Source organism: Polaromonas sp. YR568, from assembly GCF_943371715.1.
GTDB lineage: Bacteria > Pseudomonadota > Gammaproteobacteria > Burkholderiales > Burkholderiaceae_C > Polaromonas.
The window spans coordinates 37,783-53,778 of the sequence record NZ_CALRVW010000006.1 but is presented as its reverse complement, the minus strand read 5'-3'; the positions used below and the strand labels follow the sequence as shown (position 1 = coordinate 53,778).

Annotated in this window: 14 protein-coding genes and 2 tRNA genes; 7 read left to right on the top strand and 9 right to left on the bottom strand. The window is 64.6% G+C overall.

Going from position 1 to position 15,996, the window contains the following annotated elements:
- Positions 1–9: 9 nt before the first annotated feature.
- The 3 genes from ispE to AAG813_RS06390 form a co-directional block, all read right to left on the bottom strand.
- A complete protein-coding gene (gene ispE, locus AAG813_RS06400) occupies positions 10–864 on the bottom strand; it encodes a 4-(cytidine 5'-diphospho)-2-C-methyl-D-erythritol kinase (protein WP_341913248.1) in 855 nt (284 codons plus the stop codon).
- A 38-nt stretch (positions 865–902) separates the two neighbouring features.
- Positions 903–1,328, bottom strand: coding sequence for a lipoprotein insertase outer membrane protein LolB (locus AAG813_RS06395; RefSeq protein ID WP_341913012.1), 426 nt, complete (start codon positions 1,326–1,328; stop codon positions 903–905).
- Positions 1,329–1,430: 102 nt separating this feature from the next.
- A complete protein-coding gene (locus AAG813_RS06390; protein ID WP_341913010.1) occupies positions 1,431–3,209 on the bottom strand; it encodes a tetratricopeptide repeat protein in 1,779 nt (592 codons plus the stop codon).
- Between the two features lie 63 nt (positions 3,210–3,272).
- Here AAG813_RS06390 and mutM point away from each other — a divergent pair, with 63 nt between their 5' ends.
- The 3 genes from mutM (at position 3,273) to mutY (ending at position 7,275) form a co-directional block, all read left to right on the top strand.
- Positions 3,273–4,088: a bifunctional DNA-formamidopyrimidine glycosylase/DNA-(apurinic or apyrimidinic site) lyase gene (gene mutM, locus AAG813_RS06385; protein WP_341913009.1), complete on the top strand. Its 816-nt coding sequence runs from the start codon at positions 3,273–3,275 to the stop codon at positions 4,086–4,088.
- A 74-nt stretch (positions 4,089–4,162) separates the two neighbouring features.
- Positions 4,163–6,133, top strand: coding sequence for a dynamin family protein (locus tag AAG813_RS06380; protein WP_341913008.1), 1,971 nt, complete (start codon positions 4,163–4,165; stop codon positions 6,131–6,133).
- 89 nt (positions 6,134–6,222) lie between these two features.
- Positions 6,223–7,275 (top strand): A/G-specific adenine glycosylase, encoded by a 1,053-nt coding sequence (gene mutY, locus AAG813_RS06375; RefSeq protein WP_341913245.1) that lies wholly within the window; start codon positions 6,223–6,225, stop codon positions 7,273–7,275.
- Positions 7,276–7,372: 97 nt separating this feature from the next.
- Here the strand turns inward: mutY and rapZ are convergent, their stop codons facing one another.
- Genes rapZ through AAG813_RS06360 form a run of 3 tightly spaced genes read right to left on the bottom strand, consistent with a single transcriptional unit; the run spans position 7,373 to position 10,787 of the window.
- Positions 7,373–8,275, bottom strand: a complete 903-nt coding sequence (gene rapZ, locus AAG813_RS06370; protein ID WP_341913006.1) for an RNase adapter RapZ — start codon at positions 8,273–8,275, stop codon at positions 7,373–7,375.
- Positions 8,272–9,915, bottom strand: a complete 1,644-nt coding sequence (gene recN / locus AAG813_RS06365; protein WP_341913004.1) for a DNA repair protein RecN — start codon at positions 9,913–9,915, stop codon at positions 8,272–8,274. Before recN ends, rapZ begins: the two co-directional genes overlap by 4 nt.
- On the bottom strand, positions 9,912–10,787 hold the full coding sequence (locus AAG813_RS06360) for an NAD kinase (RefSeq protein ID WP_341913002.1): 876 nt from the start codon (positions 10,785–10,787) through the stop codon (positions 9,912–9,914). Before AAG813_RS06360 ends, recN begins: the two co-directional genes overlap by 4 nt.
- 48 nt (positions 10,788–10,835) lie before the next feature.
- On the opposite strand from AAG813_RS06360, the gene hrcA reads away from it, so the two are divergent.
- The 4 genes from hrcA to greB all read left to right on the top strand — a co-directional run bounded on the left by hrcA (position 10,836) and on the right by greB (position 12,731).
- Positions 10,836–11,855 (top strand): heat-inducible transcriptional repressor HrcA, encoded by a 1,020-nt coding sequence (gene hrcA / locus AAG813_RS06355; protein WP_341913000.1) that lies wholly within the window; start codon positions 10,836–10,838, stop codon positions 11,853–11,855.
- Between the two features lie 27 nt (positions 11,856–11,882).
- Positions 11,883–11,959, top strand: a tRNA-Ile gene (locus AAG813_RS06350).
- Positions 11,960–11,989: 30 nt separating this feature from the next.
- Positions 11,990–12,066: transfer RNA gene (locus AAG813_RS06345), tRNA-Arg, on the top strand.
- 86 nt (positions 12,067–12,152) lie between these two features.
- Entirely contained in the window at positions 12,153–12,731 is a 579-nt protein-coding gene (gene greB, locus AAG813_RS06340; protein ID WP_341912998.1) for a transcription elongation factor GreB, read from the top strand.
- A gap of 22 nt (positions 12,732–12,753) precedes the next feature.
- Here greB and AAG813_RS06335 read toward each other — a convergent pair whose 3' ends face one another.
- The 3 genes from AAG813_RS06335 to gmk form a co-directional block, all read right to left on the bottom strand.
- The gene (locus AAG813_RS06335; protein ID WP_341912996.1) at positions 12,754–15,000 is read right to left on the bottom strand and encodes a bifunctional (p)ppGpp synthetase/guanosine-3',5'-bis(diphosphate) 3'-pyrophosphohydrolase; all 2,247 of its coding nucleotides are present in this window, start codon (positions 14,998–15,000) and stop codon (positions 12,754–12,756) included.
- A 113-nt stretch (positions 15,001–15,113) separates the two neighbouring features.
- Positions 15,114–15,317 (bottom strand): DNA-directed RNA polymerase subunit omega, encoded by a 204-nt coding sequence (gene rpoZ, locus AAG813_RS06330; RefSeq protein ID WP_096662930.1) that lies wholly within the window; start codon positions 15,315–15,317, stop codon positions 15,114–15,116.
- Positions 15,318–15,358: 41 nt separating this feature from the next.
- The gene (gmk, locus tag AAG813_RS06325; protein ID WP_341912993.1) at positions 15,359–15,979 is read right to left on the bottom strand and encodes a guanylate kinase; all 621 of its coding nucleotides are present in this window, start codon (positions 15,977–15,979) and stop codon (positions 15,359–15,361) included.
- Between the last annotated feature and the right edge of the window lie 17 nt (positions 15,980–15,996).

The window sequence follows — 15,996 nt, the reverse complement described above, 5'->3', positions numbered from 1 at the left end:
GCCCGTATCTTACCAACCGGCCAGAGGATGTGCCTCCAGGTTGCTGCACTTGCGGACCTGCCAGTCGCCCGGGGCGACCGCAAGTTCCATCTCGTGCGGCATATGCGCAAATACAGCACTTCCCGAGCCAGTCATGCGGCCTTGCAAATGCTGCATGGACAGCCAATCGAGGGATTGGCCAACCTGCGGACACAAGGCCTGCGCGACTGGCTGCAAGTCGTTATGGCCGAATTCGTAAACAGAGCCATTTGCGTTTGCAGCAAAGCCTCGGATTGTAGCAGTTTCTGTATCGCGTTTGAGCGCGGGCGAGCGGAAAATGGCGTCGGTCGGCAGCCCGGCGGCGGGTTTGACCACGACAAAACGGGCGGCGGGCAGGACCAGCGGCGTGATTTCTTCACCGACACCCTCGACCCAGGCGTGGCCGCCACTGAGGAAAAACGGTACGTCGGCACCGAGGCCAAGGGCGATGGCCTGCAGTTGCTCCGCTGGCAACCGGACGCCCCACAGGCGCTGCAGGCCCAGGAGGCAGCTGGCGGCATCGGACGAGCCGCCTCCCATGCCGGCCTGCGACGGAATGCGCTTTTCCAGCCCGATGTGCACGCCCAGCGTGGTGCCGGTCGCGTTTTGCAGCGCCCGCGCGGCACGCACTACCAGGTCTTCGGCCGGCAGCGCTTCGCTGGCCTCGCTGCCCAGGTCGGTGCGCGTGATCTGGCCATCCTGGCGCAGCTCGAAATGCAGGGTGTCACACCAGTCGATCAGCATGAACACCGACTGCAGCAGGTGGTAGCCGTCGGGGCGGCGCCCGGTGATGTGCAGAAACAGGTTGAGTTTGGCCGGCGCCGCGACATCGTAGATCGCCTTCAGCGGCGCGGCCGAAGCAGGGCGCGGCAGGCCGGCGTGCATCAGGGCGTCGCCAGCACGATGCGCAGGTCCGAGCGCGGTTGCGGCACGGTGCGGCTGGCCGAAATCCGGCCCTCGGCCTGTTGCGAAAGATCGGCATTCCAGCCGGCCGCGGCGGTGTTTTTTCCGTCCAGCCAGTCGAACAGCGCCGGCAGCGGCACGGCTGCACCGGTGGCTTTTTCAATCAGTTCGTCGACGGTGGCAAAACGCTGGATCTGGTTGCCGGAATCGAGCACGGCCTCCTGCGGCGACCAGCGCAACACGGCCAGGCTGTTGCCCAGCGGGCTGTTGAGCGTCAGCTCACCCTGGATGGGATTGCCCTTGAGTTCGAAGCCGGCAAAAAAGGCCTGGGGCGGCTCGCTTTGCACCTGCAGGCTCATGCGGCCGGCCCAGAACGATTTTTTTGCATCTTTTTGGCCTGCAGCCATTGGTGGGCTTGCGCAACCAGCTATGAAAAATGTAGCAAATAGCAGGCTCACCAGCAGGGTGGCCGACCGGCGCAGCGGGGCGTCAAAGACGGTCATGGCGGTTTACAGCCTGACCCGCAGGCGCTTGAGGGTCTCCAGCAGCGTCTCGTTCTCGGCGTTGAGCAGCATGCCTTCCTTCCAGATGGCCAGGGCCCTGTCGCGCTGACCCAGGCTCCACAGGACCTCGCCGAAATGCGCGGCGATCTCGGCGTCGGGCTTGGCCTTGTAGGCGGCTTCAAAAATGGTCAGGGCTTCGGCCTTGTTGCCGAGTCGGAACTCCACCCAGCCCAGGCTGTCCTTGATGAAGGGGTCCTCGGGGGCGTACTCCAGCGCCTTCAGGATCAGCTGTTTGGCCTCGGGCAGGCGCACGTTGCGATCGGCCAGCGAGTAACCCAGCGCGTTGTAGGCGTGGTGGTAGTCGGGCTTGCGCGCCACCACCTGGCGCAGCAGGCGCTCCATTTCCGGCAGTGCATTGAGTTTCTCGGCCATCATGGCCTGGTCGTAGAGAAGCTCGGGTTCGTCCGGGAATTGCGTGACGGCCTGCGCCAGCAACTCGTAAGCACTGCGATATTCCTTTTGCTCGCGCAGCAGGTTGATCTCGGCCATCAGCTTGTTGCGTTTGTCATCGGGGCTGCGTTCGGGCAATTGCCGGATCAGCAGGCGGGCCTCGTTGAGTTTGCCTTGCCGGGCCAGCAGCGAAGCGCGGCGCACCTGCGCCTGGACCAGTTCCTGCGCATCGGGGATCTTGGCGATCCAGCTCTCCGCTGCGGCGAAATCCCGGCGTTTTTCTGCAATCTGCGCGAGCGACAGGTAGGCCTGCGACAGGCCGCGACTGGTCTGTGGTTGGGCTTCACCCTTGCTGGCCAGTTCGATGTAACGCAGCAGCGACGTCTGCGCTGGCGCCAACTGGTTGTCCTGCAGCTGCAGGGAGCCCAGCACCAGCCAGCCTTCAGGGTAGTCGGGCTTGTCGCGCGTGACCAGCTGCAGCTGCGCGCTGGCCTCGGCATAACGCTGGACATCGAGCAGGACGCGGGCATAGGCCATGCGGATTTCGGGCGGGGTCTTGGGGTTGCCCGCCAGGTATTTCTGGACCAGAGCCTCGGCACGCGGCAGTTTGGGATCCATCATCTCCAGTGCCAGCAAGGTCGGTCCTTCGGCCGCCGGGTCGATGGCCTGCCCGCGTTCGGCCGCCTCCAGCGCGCCTGGCAGGTCGCCGGCGGCCAGCCGCATGCGCCCGACGGCGGTCCAGGCTGCTGCACCTGTGGCGGGGGCCTTGAGCTCGTCGGCCAGCGCCTGCTCGAGCACGCTGGCGGCGAGTTTTTTGTCGCTGGCACGGGCAAAAAATCGTGGCAGGTTGATGATGGCCTGCGGGCGTTCGGGCTGGGGCGTGAGCTTCACTTCATTTTTCAGCGGCTCCGTGGTCTCGGTGATGCGGTTCAGCGCCAGCAGGATTTGCAGCACATAGCGGTTGGCTTCGCGCGAGGCTGGCTGGGCCTGGCGCCAGGCCTGTGCGGCCTGCAGCGCTGCGTCGCCCGAGCGCGACTGCAAGGCGATGTCGGCTGCGCGCTGGTACAACTGGGCGTCGTTGGTTTTGCGAGCCGCGTCCAGCATCAGTGAAAAACCGGTCGGGGCATCACCTTCCCGCGCCGTGAGTTCACCGAGCAACACCTGGTAGAACAGCTCGCCGTCCAGGCTGGATGGCACGGGGGTGGCGTCCTGGGCCGCGGCCGGCGCCTCGGGCTGGGCAGCGGGTGGCAAGGCCGGGGCAGGCTGGGCGGTCTGGGCCCACAGCACCGGCACTGCCAGGCAAAGTGCACTGAAAACGCTGATAAGTTGTTTCATCGGACCATGATAATTGAAGCCTGCGCCCGCGCAGGTGTGTTCCCTGATTGACCCGAGTTGCCCATGCCCGAATTGCCTGAAGTCGAAGTCACCCGCCTGAGTTTTGCCAGCCGCGTTGCCGGCGCAAAAATACTGGACCTGCAGATGGGTAAGCCGCTGCGCTGGCCCCTGGGCTGCGATGCCGCGCAGCTGACCGGGCGCACCGTGCTCGAGGTCCGCCGGCGCGGCAAATACCTGCTGCTCGACACCACCGGCGGCCTGCTGCTGATCCATCTGGGCATGTCCGGCAGCCTGGGCTTCGGGACGAACTTGCCGCCGCCTGGAAAACACGACCATTTCGACCTGCGCACCACGGCAGGCACCTTGCGGCTGCACGACCCGCGCCGCTTTGGTGCGGTGGTGTATGCGACTGCCGAGCACGACGCCGCGGCGCAGAAGCTTCTGGGCCGGCTGGGCGTGGAACCGCTGACGGAAGCGTTTGACGCGCTGGCCTTTCACCGCGCGCTGCAGGGAAGGAAAACGGCGATCAAGCAGGTGTTGCTGGCTGGCGAGATCGTGGTCGGTGTTGGCAACATCTATGCTTCGGAAGCGCTGTTCATGGCCGGCATCCGTCCGACCGTGCGGGCGGGGCGGCTGAGCAAGCCCCGCGCCGCCAGGCTGCATGCGGCGATCCGCAGCGTGTTGGCCCAGGCGCTTGCAAAAGGCGGCAGCACCCTGAAGGATTTTTCCAACGCCATGGGCGAGAGCGGCTACTTCCAGCTCGAAACCATGGTGTACGACCGGGCCGGCCTTCCCTGCAAGCTGTGTGCGGCGCCGATCCGCATGCTCCGGCAGGGGCAACGTTCCACTTTTTACTGTGTCAACTGCCAGAAACCCTGAACATCCGTTCCGCCCCGGGCAGACCGTTTCCGGTGGGCGATGCTATATTGATCGATCTATGTCCACGGCGCACCATGTCTTTTAACCAACAATTTGACCAGCACGGCGCCTGGCGGCGCGCGTTTGCCTTGCGCCTCAAGCTTTTGTCCGAATGGATGAAGGGCCACGATCTGCTCAACGCCGCCGTGGAAGAGCGCCTGCTCCGGCTGGAGTCGCAGGTGCGCTCGGACAAGGTCATGGTGGCCTTTGTTGCCGAATTTTCGCGCGGCAAGTCCGAGCTGATCAATGCGATCTTTTTCGCCGGTTACGGCCGGCGCATCATGCCGGCCAGTGCCGGCCGCACGACCATGTGCCCGACCGAGCTGGGCTACGACGCGGATGCGCCGCCCTGCCTGCGCCTGTTGCCCATCGAGACCCGGCTCAAGCCACAGGCCTTGATGGAGTGGCGCATGGTTCCCGAGAAATGGACACGGGTCGACCTCGATGTGAACGACCCGGTCAAGCTCTCGAAGGCACTCGAAAAGGTGGCCGAAGTCAGCCATGTCACGCAGGACGAAGCGCGTGCGCTGGGCTTCTGGCATGACGACGCGCCGCAGGACAATCCGCGGGTCAATGCGGCCGGTCTGGTCGAGGTGCCGAAGTGGCGCCATGCGCTGATCAATATCGCCCATCCGCTGCTCAAGCAGGGCCTGGTGATTCTGGACACGCCGGGCCTCAACGCGATCGGGGCCGAGCCGGAGCTCACGGTGAGCCTGATTCCGCAGGCCCACGCGGTGGTTTTCATCCTGGCGGCCGACACCGGCGTGACCAAATCCGACCTGGCGATCTGGCGTGAACACCTGATCACCGAGGGCGACGACAACGATGCCCGCCTGGTGGTCCTCAACAAGATCGACACCCTGTGGGACGCCCTGAGCTCGCCCGCGCAGATCCAGGCCCAGATCGACCGCCAGCGTGCCAGCTCGGCGGAGATTCTCGGGTTGCCGGTGGCCCAGGTCATTCCCGTTTCGGCCCAGAAAGGCCTGGTCGCCAAAGTCACAGGCGATGACAAGCTGCTGCAGGCCAGCTGCCTGCCCGGGCTGGAGCTGGCGCTGGCACAGGGCGTGATGGGGCAGCGGCAGAAAATACTGCGCTCGGCGGTGGCCGCCGGCATTGTCGAGCTGCGTGCCGAGGCCGGCCGCGTCATCCACATCCGCCGCCGCGACCTGGCCGAACAGATGATCGAGCTGCGCGGCCTGCGCGGCAAGAACGACTCGGTCATCAAACACATGCGTTCGCGCATCGAGCAGGAGCAGGTCGAATTCAACGCCAGCGGCGCCAAGATACAGGCCGTGCGTTCCATCCACCTGAAACTGCTCAGGGAAGTGTTTCACCTGCTCGGCACACCGACCCTCAAGACGGAACTGGCCGAACTGACCCACGCACTCAAGCAGCCCGGCATCAAGCTCGGCGTCAAGAAAGCCTATGGCCAGACCTTTGCGCGGCTGCGCGAAGGCCTGCAGAAGGCCCAGACCACCAGCGCTGACATCCAGAACATGCTGAGCGGATCGTTCAAGCAGCTCAATGCCGAATTCGGCTTTTCCCTGCAGGCGCCCAAAGAGCCCGAAATGAGCCGTTTCCTGGTGGACCTGGAGCAGATCGAACGCAGCCACCTGCAGTACCTGGGCGTGGCCAACATCCTCAAGCTGGCGCAGCCGGATTTTTCCGAACGGCTCGTGCGCGCTCTGGCGACGCGGCTGCGCGTGGTCTACGAGACGGCGCTCGGCGAGGTCGAGTTGTGGAACAAGTCGGCCGCCTCGCAGCTCGATGCCCAGCTCAAGGAGCGTCGGCGCAACTTCAGCCGCCGCATCGAGGCGATCGAACGCATCCAGCAGGCTGCCACCGGCCTGGATGAACGCATTGCCGAAATCGCCGCGCAGGAGCGGGCGCTCGATGAACTCGACGGCAAGCTCGACGAACTGACGGACCAGCTGGTGCATGCACCTGCCAGTCCGCATGACCCGGCGCTGGCGGCTCCTGCCGCCCCAATGATCCAGGCCGCCTGAGCGCGGGCATGGCCCCAAGCTCCACGCCCGGTGCCGGTGTGTCCCCGCTGCTTGCCGGGGCGACCGAAACCGGTTTGCAGACGGCGGCACTGGGCAGCCGGTTTTCCACACAGGTCGTGCGCTGGCAGAAAAGCCACGGACGCCACAGCCTGCCCTGGCAGAACACGCGTGACCCTTACCGCGTCTGGCTGTCCGAGATCATGCTGCAGCAAACGCAGGTGGCCACGGTGCTTGACTACTACACCCGTTTCCTGGCGCGGTTTCCGGCGGTAGCCGATCTGGCCGCCGCCGCACAGGACGATGTGCTGGGTTTGTGGAGCGGGCTGGGTTATTACAGCCGGGCCAGAAACCTGCATCGCTGTGCGCAGGACGTCGTGCGCTTGCATGGCGGGCAATTTCCGCAGACGGCAGAGCAGTTGCAAACCCTGCCCGGCATCGGGCCTTCGACCGCGGCGGCCATCGCCTCGTTCTGCTTTTCGCAGCGGGTCGCCATCCTGGACGGCAACGTCAAGCGGGTGCTGACCCGGGTCACCGCGTTTGCCGGCGATCTGGCCTCCAGCGCGCAGGAGCGGGCGCTGTGGGCCATCGCCACCGAGCTGCTGCCGCGCCGCCAGCTGCTTGAGACCATGCCGCGTTACACGCAGGGCCTGATGGATCTGGGCGCCACGATTTGCACAACACGCCAGCCCGCCTGCCTGCTGTGCCCGGTGCAGGGCATGTGCCGGGGCCTGGCCAGCGGCGCGCCGGAGAGTTTCCCGGTCAAGACCCGCAAGCTCAAGCGCAGCGCGCAGTCGCTCGCGCTGCTGTGGGCAGAAAAAGCCGACGGCAGCGTGTGGCTGGAACGGCGCGTTGCGCCCGGCATCTGGGGCGGCCTGTATTGTTTTCCGGTGTTCGGCAGCGAAGAGGATTTGCTGGCGGCCTTGCCCGCGTCCCTGCAGACCCGGCTGACGGCGCTCCCGCCCTTTGTGCATGTGCTGACCCACAAGGACCTGCGCCTGTCGCCCATGGTGCTGGCGCTGTCGGCCCGGGAGGCCAGAAGCACCCGCCTGCCGGGCGGCGGCGCCTGGTTTGCGCGGGACGCCTGGGAGGCCCTGGGGCTGCCGGCACCGATCAGGAAGTTGCTCGCGCAGCGCGCGGCCTGATTTCCCGTGGTATGTGATAAAAAAGGCCTCCAGCCCTTGAGGGGCGGGCGCAAGCAGCTATCAAAATAAGAGTAAGACCGGCCTGCGGCGGCCAGCCTCAGGGCGCCGCGTCGAGTTCCCGGTGGCGCTTGAGCGTGACCCAGTGCGGGCCGAAGGCCTGCGCCAGCTGCTCGACCAGGTACACCGAGCGGTGCTGGCCGCCGGTGCAGCCGATGGCCACCGTCACATAGCTGCGGTGGTCGCGCGCCAGCGCCTGCAGCCAGTGGCCGATGAACTGCTCGATGTGGCGGAACATGTCGGCCACCTCGGGGTGGCCTTGCAGATAGGTCACCACCGCCTCGTCCTTGCCGGTCAGGCGGCGCAATTCCGGTTCGTAGTGCGGATTGGGCAACATGCGCACATCAAACACGTAGTCGGCATCAACCGGCACGCCGCGCTTGAAGGCAAACGATTCAAACACCAGGGTCAGCTGCGTGGCCGGTGAGGAAATCAGCGCCTTCACATAACCCTGCAGCTGGGACGGCCGGATCATGCTGGTGTCGATGACATGGGCATGTTCGCGCAGCTCGCCGAGCAGTTCGCGCTCCTCGCCAATCGCATCGACCAGGGCGCGCTGCTGGTCCAGGTCATCGCGCCGCGACAGCGGGTGCATGCGCCGGGTTTCCGAGAAGCGCCGCACCAGCGTGTCGGTGCTGGCGTCGAGAAACACCGATTGCACCGCCACGCCCTGTTCCCGCATCTGCGCGAGTTGCAGCGGTACCAGCGGCAGCGAGATGGCGCTGCGCACGTCCATCGCGATCGCCACCTTGCTGGCGCCGTGCTGCTTTTCCAGCGCGACAAAAGGCAGCAGCAGCTCGGGCGGCAGGTTGTCCACGCAGTAGTAGCCCGCGTCTTCCAGGGCATGCAGCGCGATGGATTTGCCGGAACCGGACATGCCGGTGATCAGCACCATGTCCATGTCCGCGGCCGTGGCTGGTGTGGGGTCGGTGGCAGCGTTCATTGGCCCAGCATTTCCTTGGCGTGGGCCAGTGTGGTGCCGGAGAGCTTTTCGCCGCCCAGCATGCGGGCCACTTCGGCCACCCGTTGCTCGCTGTGGACCAGCTCGACGGTACTCACGGTCTGGCCTTTGTCCGGACGTTTGGCCACCATCAGGTGATGGTCGGCACAGGCCGCGACCTGGGGCAGGTGGGTGACGGCCATGACCTGTCGGTCCTTGCCGAGCTGTTTCATCAGGCGCCCTACGGTTTCGGCCACGGCGCCGCCTACGCCCGAATCCACTTCGTCAAAAATCAGGGTCTGTGCCTGTCCGAGCTGGCTGGTGGTCACGGCAATGGCCAATGCAATGCGCGACAACTCGCCGCCAGAGGCAACCTTGCCGACCGGCCGCGGCGTGCTGCCGCTGTGGCCGGCCACCAGAAATTCAGCCTGCTCCAGCCCATGCTGCGCGGGCTGCTCCAGCTTGCCCAGGGCCACTTCGAACCTGCCGCCCTGCATGCCCAGGCCCTGCATCGCCTGGGTGATGGCCTTGGCCAGCAGGGGCGCGGCCTTGCTGCGGGCTTTCGACACCTGGCGTGCTGCATCCATGTAGGCGGCCTGGGCCTCTTGCTCGGCTTTTTCCAGGCCCACAAGGTCGGCCGCCGCATCGAGTTTTTGCAGTTCGCTGCGCCAGGCGGCCAGCAGTTCCGGCAACTCGGCCGGCGTGCGTTTGTAGCGGCGTGCCAGGCTGACCCACAGCGAGAGGCGCTCATCGAGTTCGGCGAGGCGCTGCGGCTCCAGTTCGGCATGCCGCGCGTAGCCATGCAGCGAATGCACGGCATCCTCAATCTGTGCCAGGGCACTGCTTAAAACCTCTGTCAGCCCTTTGAATTCGGGCTCAATATGCTCCTGATTCTGTATCGCGGTGAGGGCGCGGCCGAGCAGGGCCGTGGCGTTGTCGTCGGACTCCTGCAGCGCATCGACCGCCGTCTGCACCGCGTCGCGCAAGGCCTGCACATTGGACAGCCGGCTATGCTGGGTGTTGAGTTCTTCCCACTCGTGCTCGCCCGGTGCCAGCTTGTCGAGCTCGCCGATCTGCCAGGCCAGGCGTTCGCGCTCGCGCTGCAGGCTGTCCTGCGCCTCACGCGCTTCCACCAGGGCCTTGTGCGCGCTGCGCCAGGCTTGCCACGGCTGCGCCAGGGCCTGGGCCGGCACGCCAGCGTAGGCATCGAGCAGGCCGCGCACCGCATCGGGCCGGGTCAGGCTTTGCCAGGCATGCTGGCCGTGGATGTCGACCAGCAGGTCGGCAATTTCGCGCAGCTGGGTGGCTGTGGCCGGGCTGCCGTTGATCCAGGCCCGGCTTTTGCCCTGGGCATCGATCGTGCGGCGCAACAGCAAGTCGTCTTCGGCGGCAAAGCCGGCCTGGTCCAGCCAGAGACCCAGCTGGGCCGGCGCGTCAAAGGTGGCGCTGATCTCGCAGCGCTGCGCGCCTTCGCGCACCACACCGGCGTCGGCGCGTGCGCCCAGGGCCAGCTGCAGGGCGTCAATCAGGATCGATTTGCCGGCGCCGGTCTCGCCGGTGAGCACGGTGAAGCCGCTGTCCAGGTCCAGCGCGAGTTCGCGCACGATGACAAAGTCGCGCAGGGCGATGTTTTTAAGACTCATACCGCACCCTCATTCCAGTGAAGTTTTTTGCGCAGGGTGTCGAAGTAGCTCCAGCCCTTGGGGTGCAAAAAGCGCATCTGGTACTCCGAGCGCCTGACGCTGATGCGGTCGCCGTGCAGCAGGCTGGCCAGCGACTGCATGTCGAAATTGGCACTGGCATCGCGGCCCGCGACAATTTCCACGGTGACCTCGCCCGTGTCAGGCAACACGATGGGCCGGTTCGACAGCGTGTGCGGCGCAATCGGCACCATGACCCAGCCCGAAATCGACGGGTGCAGCAGTGGCCCGCCGGCCGACAGCGCGTACGCCGTGGAGCCGGTCGGCGTCGAAATGATCAGGCCGTCGGCGCGCTGGTTGGCCACAAAACGGCCGTCGACTTCGACCCGCAGTTCGACCATGCCCGACGTGGCCCCACGGTTGACCACCACATCGTTCATCGCGGTGGCGCTGAAGACGCAGCGGCCGTCGCGAACCACCTTGGCCTGCATCATCCAGCGCCGGTCCTCGTCATATTCGCCACGCAGCATGGGTTCCAGCGCCGTCTGGAAGTCCTCGAAAGCAATGTCGGTGATGAAGCCCAGGCGTCCCTGGTTGATGCCGACCAGCGGCACACCGAACTGGGCCAGTTGCCGGCCTATGCCCAGCATGGTGCCGTCGCCGCCGACCACCAGGGCCAGGTCGCAATGCGCACCGACGCCGGCCACATCGAGCACCGGGTACTGCGTCAGGCCGGTGTTGCTGGCCGTGTCTTTTTCCAGCGTGACCTCGCAACCCTGCGCGTGCAGGAAGTGGGCAATTTCCTCCAGCGCGGAGCGTGAACCCTGTGCGTGGTACTTCCCGATCAGGGCGACGTGACGAAATTGCGACTTCATCGCCAAATTACATCACAACATCCTTGCCAAGCTTCGTAGAATGGCTTCATGCTTGATGAACGTGCCCGCCTGTTGTTAAAAGCGCTTGTGGAGCGCTACATCGCCGACGGTCAACCGGTCGGTTCGCGCACCTTGTCCAAGGCCTCCGGACTGGACCTGTCGCCGGCGACCATACGCAATGTCATGAGCGACCTGGAGGATCTGGGCCTCATCGTCAGCCCGCACACCTCGGCTGGCCGCATCCCGACCGCCCGCGGCTACCGCCTGTTTGTCGACACCATGCTGACCATGCAGCGCGACCAGTATTCGTCGCTCGGCGCGCTCGGCGCCCCCCGCCTGGCACCGGACCAGCCGCAAAAGGTTTTCAGCAACGCCGCCAACATCCTGTCGGACCTGTCGCAGTTTGTCGGTGTCGTGATGGCGCCGCGCCGCACGTCCGTGTTCCGTCACATCGAATTTTTGCGCCTGTCCGAAAAACGCATCCTGGTCATCATCGTCTCGCCGGACGGCGACGTGCAGAACCGCGTGATCTTCACCGAGACCGACTACACCCAGAGCCAGCTCATCGAAGCGGCCAACTTCCTCAATTCGCACTACGCCGGCATGGCGATCGAGGAAGTGCGCGAGCGGCTGGGGAGCGAGGTGGAAGAATTGCGTGGCGAGATCGCCAGCCTGATGCAGGCGGCGGTACAGGTCAGCAGCGAAGCGATCGAGTCGCGCGACGAGGTGGTGATCTCTGGCGAACGCAACCTGCTGGCGGTCAGCGATTTCTCCAGCGACATGGGCAACCTGCGCAAGCTGTTCGACCTGTTCGAGCAGAAGGCCCAGCTCATGCGCCTGCTCGACGTGTCCAGCCGGGCCGAGGGCGTGCGCATCTACATCGGCGGCGAAAGCCAGGTCGTGCCCTACCAGGAGCTGTCCATCGTGACCGCCCCTTACGAGGTGGACGGCAAGGTCGTGGGCACCCTGGGCGTGATCGGGCCCATGCGCATGCCCTATGAAAAAATGATCCAGATCGTCGACATCACGGCCAAGATGGTCAGCAGCGCACTGAGCCACAGCAAGTAGGGCCGGTACAATCTGCACTGGCGACGTGGGGCGTTAGCTCAGTTGGTTAGAGCAGAGGACTCATAATCCTTTGGTCCACAGTTCAAGTCTGTGACGCCCTACCACCCAATTAATAGGCTATAATTCGAGGCTTAGCGGCTGTAGCTCAGTTGGATAGAGTACTTGGCTACGAACCAAGGGGTCGTGGGTTCAATTCCTGCCAGCCGCACCAGACGTCAAGCCCTGGAACCGAAAGGTTCCAGGGCTTTTTCGTTACGATGTCCCGATCTGGACACGTTTTGACTGCTTCAGTCCCCCATGAGCAAAGCCTTCACCAAAGAAACCGACGCGGACGACGATGACGAGCTGTTATTGCCGCCTTTGCCTGCGGGCGGCAAAAACTACATCACGCCCGAGGGTTACGCCCGGCTCAAGGCCGAGCTGCTGGACCTGATCGACAACGAGCGGCCCAAGGTGGTGGAGGTGGTGCATTGGGCCGCCAGCAACGGCGACCGCTCCGAAAACGGCGACTACCACTACGGCAAGAAGCGGCTGCGCGAGATCGACCGGCGCATCAGGTTTTTGACCAAGCGGCTTGAAATCGCCGAGATTTCCGACCCGGCCGTGCACCACGGCAGCGATCAGGTGTTTTTTGGTGCCACCGTCAGCTACATCGACAGCAGCGGTTCCGCTCAGACGGTGACCATCCTGGGCATTGACGAGGCGGACAGTGCGCGCAACCAGGTCAGCTGGATTTCACCGATTGCCCGCGCGCTGCTCAAGGCGCGGGTCGGTGACGAAGTGAAACTGGCGACCCCGGGCGGACTCAAGGACATCGAGGTGATGCAGGTCAGTTATCCGGCGCCAGACGCCCCCGGCGCGCAGCGCGATACCTGAACCCGACAGCCTCGATGACCGTTCAGACGCCGGGTTTGGCGCGCTGGACGCGCAGCACCGACGGGGTTCGCTTGACGCTGCGCATGACGGACGCCAGGTGGATGCGGTCACGCACCGCCACATCAAAACGCAGGTCGGTCGCATCCTGCGCCGGATCCTGTCCCATGTCCACATGCGTGATGTCGGCCTCCGCGGCGGCCAGTGCCGAAGCCACGCGGGCGAGCACGCCCTTGCCGTTGGTGACCGTGACCAGTAGGCCGGTTTCAAAGGTGCGCGTGGGTTCGTCCGACCAGTCGACCGCAATGAAACGTTCGCTGTCGCGGTGCTGCAGTTTTCTGGCGACGGCACAGTCGTCCGTGTGGACCACCAGCCCTTCGCCTCGGCCCAGATAACCCACGATGGCGTCGCCCGGAATGGGCCGGCAACACGGGGCAAACTTCACCGAGGCGCCTTCGCTGCCGTCCAGCACCAGCGCACCCTGCGAAATCGACTCGTGCGCCGTGTAACGCTCGCGGCTCATCAGCAAGGGGTCCGGTTTTTCGCCGGTTTCAGCCAGCAGGGTGACGATGCGTTTGGCGATCATGCTGGCAATCCGTTTGCCCAGACCGATGTCGGTCAGCAACTCGGCGCGCGAGCGGTTGCCGCTGAAGCGCAGGATCTTTTCCCAGGTGGCGTGGTGGGCGTCGTCGTCCTCGGACAGCCGCTCGCGGTCTATGCCCTCGGCCCGCAGGGCTTGCGCCAGCATTTTTTCGCCCAGGTCCTGTGACTCGCTCAGGGCCATGGTTTTGAGGTGATGGCGAATCTTGGACCGGGCCTTGCCGGTGCGCACAAAACCCAGCCAAGCGGGATTGGGGCTGGAGACCGACGCGGTGATGATCTCGATCACGTCGCCGTTGTGCAGCTCCGAACGCAGCGGAACCTGCTCGCCGTTGACCTTGGCGGCGACGGCGCGATGGCCCACGTCGCTGTGGATGGCGTAGGCAAAATCGACAATCGTTGCGCCGCGCGGCATGGCCATGATCTGGCTTTTTGGCGTGAACACATACACGGCGTCGGGAAACAGGTCGATCTTGACGTGGTCCCAGAATTCGGCGGCATCGCGGGTTTCATGCTGGATGTCGAGCAGGGACTGCAGCCACTGGGTGCCCAGCCGCTGCGAGGCATCGCTGTCCGGGTCGGTGGCCTTGTAGAGCCAGTGCGCGGCAACGCCGGATTCGGCGACGATGTGCATGGCCTCGGTGCGCATCTGGAATTCGATGTTGGTGCCGAACGGGCCGACCAGCGTGGTGTGCAGCGACTGGTAGCCATTGACCTTGGGAATTGCGATGTAGTCCTTGAACTTGCCCGGCAGCGGCTTGTAGAGCTGGTGTAACACGCCCATGGCGGTGTAGCAGGCGGTGACACTGGCGACAATGACGCGAAAGCCGTAGATGTCCGTCACCTGCGCAAACGACAGGTGTTTTTCGTCCATCTTGCGATAGATCGAATAAAGCGCTTTTTCGCGCCCGTAAATATGCACCTGGATGCCGGCGCTGGCAAACGCCGCTTCCACTTCGGACTGAACCCGCTTGATCACATCGCGCCGGCGGCCACGGGCGCGGGCCAGGGCCTTGGTCAGCGTGGCATAGCGCCATGGGTACAAATGCTGGAAGGCCAGGTCCTGCAGTTCGCGGTAGGTGGCGTTCAGGCCCAGGCGATGCGCAATCGGCGCATAGATGTCCAGGGTCTCTCGCGAAATGCGTTGCCACTTGCTGCGCGGCACGTCGCTGAGCGTGCGCATGTTGTGGCTGCGGTCAGCCAGCTTGATCAGGATGACGCGCACATCGCGTGCCATCGCCAGCAGCATCTTGCGAAACGACTCGGCCTGGTTTTCCTCGCGGGTGTTGAACTCCAGCTTTTCCAGCTTGGTCAGGCCGTCCACCAGTTCCGCGACCGGTGCGCCAAAACGCTCGATCAGCTCCGGTTTGGTGACGCCGCAGTCCTCGATGGCGTCGTGCAGCAGGGCGGCCATCAGGGCCTGCGCGTCCAGTTTCCATTCGGCGCACTGCTGCGCCACGGCGATCGGATGGGTGATGTAGGGCAGGCCACCGTTGCGTATCTGGCCCAGATGCGCTTCATCGGCAAAGCGGTAGGCGGTCCGGACGTTGTTGACGTCCTCGGCGCTCATGTAGTCCAGCTTGGCCGTGAGCGCAGCAAAACTCGCCGCGGCTGCGTTGGCGGCGGCCGGGGTGGACTTGACGGTTGCGATGGGGAAATCCAGGGCGCTCATGCCTTAAATGTATCGTGGTGCCGATAAAACGTGCAAAAAGCGGGCATTACACGACCTTGGGAAAACAAAAAAGCACCGCAGGCGGTGCTTTTTGGGAGGAGAGGCGAGGTGCTTCAGCTGGGGACTTTTTTCAGCATTTCGAGGCCGATTTTGCCTTCGGCGATTTCGCGCAGGGCGGTCACGCCAGGCTTGTTCTTGCTCTCGATTTTGGGGGCATGGCCCTGGCTCAGCATGCGGGCGCGGTAGGTCGCGGCCAGAACGAGCTGGAAGCGGTTGGGGATTTTTTCCAGGCAGTCTTCAACAGTGATGCGGGCCATGATGATCTCCGGGTTAAATGGGGGAATGAAGCAGCAGCAGGTCAGGCAATGTGCAGGGCCTGGAAGGTCTCGGCGCGGGCACGTCTTTGGGCTGCAAACTTGAGCCGCTGGGCATGAACAATGGTTTTCAGGTCGAAAACGGCTCGTTCAAATAACTCGTTGATTATAACGAAATCGAATTCGTGGGCCTGGGCCATCTCGATGGCGGCGTTTTTAAGCCGCAATTCGATCACTTCCGGCGTATCCTCGCCGCGCCGCTCCAGCCGCGAGCGCAACTCTTCCCAGCTCGGCGGCAGGATGAAGATCAGCACCGCATTGTTGAAAATGCGCTTGATGTTGATCGCGCCCTGGAAGTCGATTTCCAGGATGACGTCGGCACCGGTGGCCACGCGTTCCTCGATGGTCTGCCGCGAGGTGCCGTAGCGGTGGCCATGCACATGTGCCCACTCCAGGAAAGAGTCGCGCAGCACCATGCCGTCAAATTCCTCGGGCGAGATGAAGAAGTATTCGCGGCCATGTTTCTCCTGCCCGCGCGGCGGCCGGGTGGTGTGCGACACCGCGGGCTGCACCCGTGCATCGAGTTCCATCAGGGCCTTGACCAGGCTGGATTTGCCGGCACCACTGGGCGCGGCGACAACAAAGAGATTTCCGGGGTAGTCCATATCGGCGGGTGTTGTGG

What these genes read in the sequence shown, in the direction of transcription:
- gmk (WP_341912993.1), bottom strand. Translation starts at nt 15,979, where the DNA reads ATGGACTACCCCGGAAATCTCTTTGTTGTCGCCGCGCCCAGTGGTGCC.
- rapZ (WP_341913006.1), bottom strand. Translation starts at nt 8,275, where the DNA reads ATGAACGCTGCCACCGACCCCACACCAGCCACGGCCGCGGACATGGAC.
- recN (WP_341913004.1), bottom strand. Translation starts at nt 9,915, where the DNA reads ATGAGTCTTAAAAACATCGCCCTGCGCGACTTTGTCATCGTGCGCGAA.
- greB (WP_341912998.1), top strand. Translation starts at nt 12,153, where the DNA reads ATGAGCAAAGCCTTCACCAAAGAAACCGACGCGGACGACGATGACGAG.
- AAG813_RS06380 (WP_341913008.1), top strand. Translation starts at nt 4,163, where the DNA reads ATGTCTTTTAACCAACAATTTGACCAGCACGGCGCCTGGCGGCGCGCG.
- AAG813_RS06395 (WP_341913012.1), bottom strand. Translation starts at nt 1,328, where the DNA reads ATGGCTGCAGGCCAAAAAGATGCAAAAAAATCGTTCTGGGCCGGCCGC.
- AAG813_RS06360 (WP_341913002.1), bottom strand. Translation starts at nt 10,787, where the DNA reads ATGAAGTCGCAATTTCGTCACGTCGCCCTGATCGGGAAGTACCACGCA.
- AAG813_RS06390 (WP_341913010.1), bottom strand. Translation starts at nt 3,209, where the DNA reads ATGAAACAACTTATCAGCGTTTTCAGTGCACTTTGCCTGGCAGTGCCG.
- hrcA (WP_341913000.1), top strand. Translation starts at nt 10,836, where the DNA reads ATGCTTGATGAACGTGCCCGCCTGTTGTTAAAAGCGCTTGTGGAGCGC.
- AAG813_RS06335 (WP_341912996.1), bottom strand. Translation starts at nt 15,000, where the DNA reads ATGAGCGCCCTGGATTTCCCCATCGCAACCGTCAAGTCCACCCCGGCC.
- mutM (WP_341913009.1), top strand. Translation starts at nt 3,273, where the DNA reads ATGCCCGAATTGCCTGAAGTCGAAGTCACCCGCCTGAGTTTTGCCAGC.
- rpoZ (WP_096662930.1), bottom strand. Translation starts at nt 15,317, where the DNA reads ATGGCCCGCATCACTGTTGAAGACTGCCTGGAAAAAATCCCCAACCGC.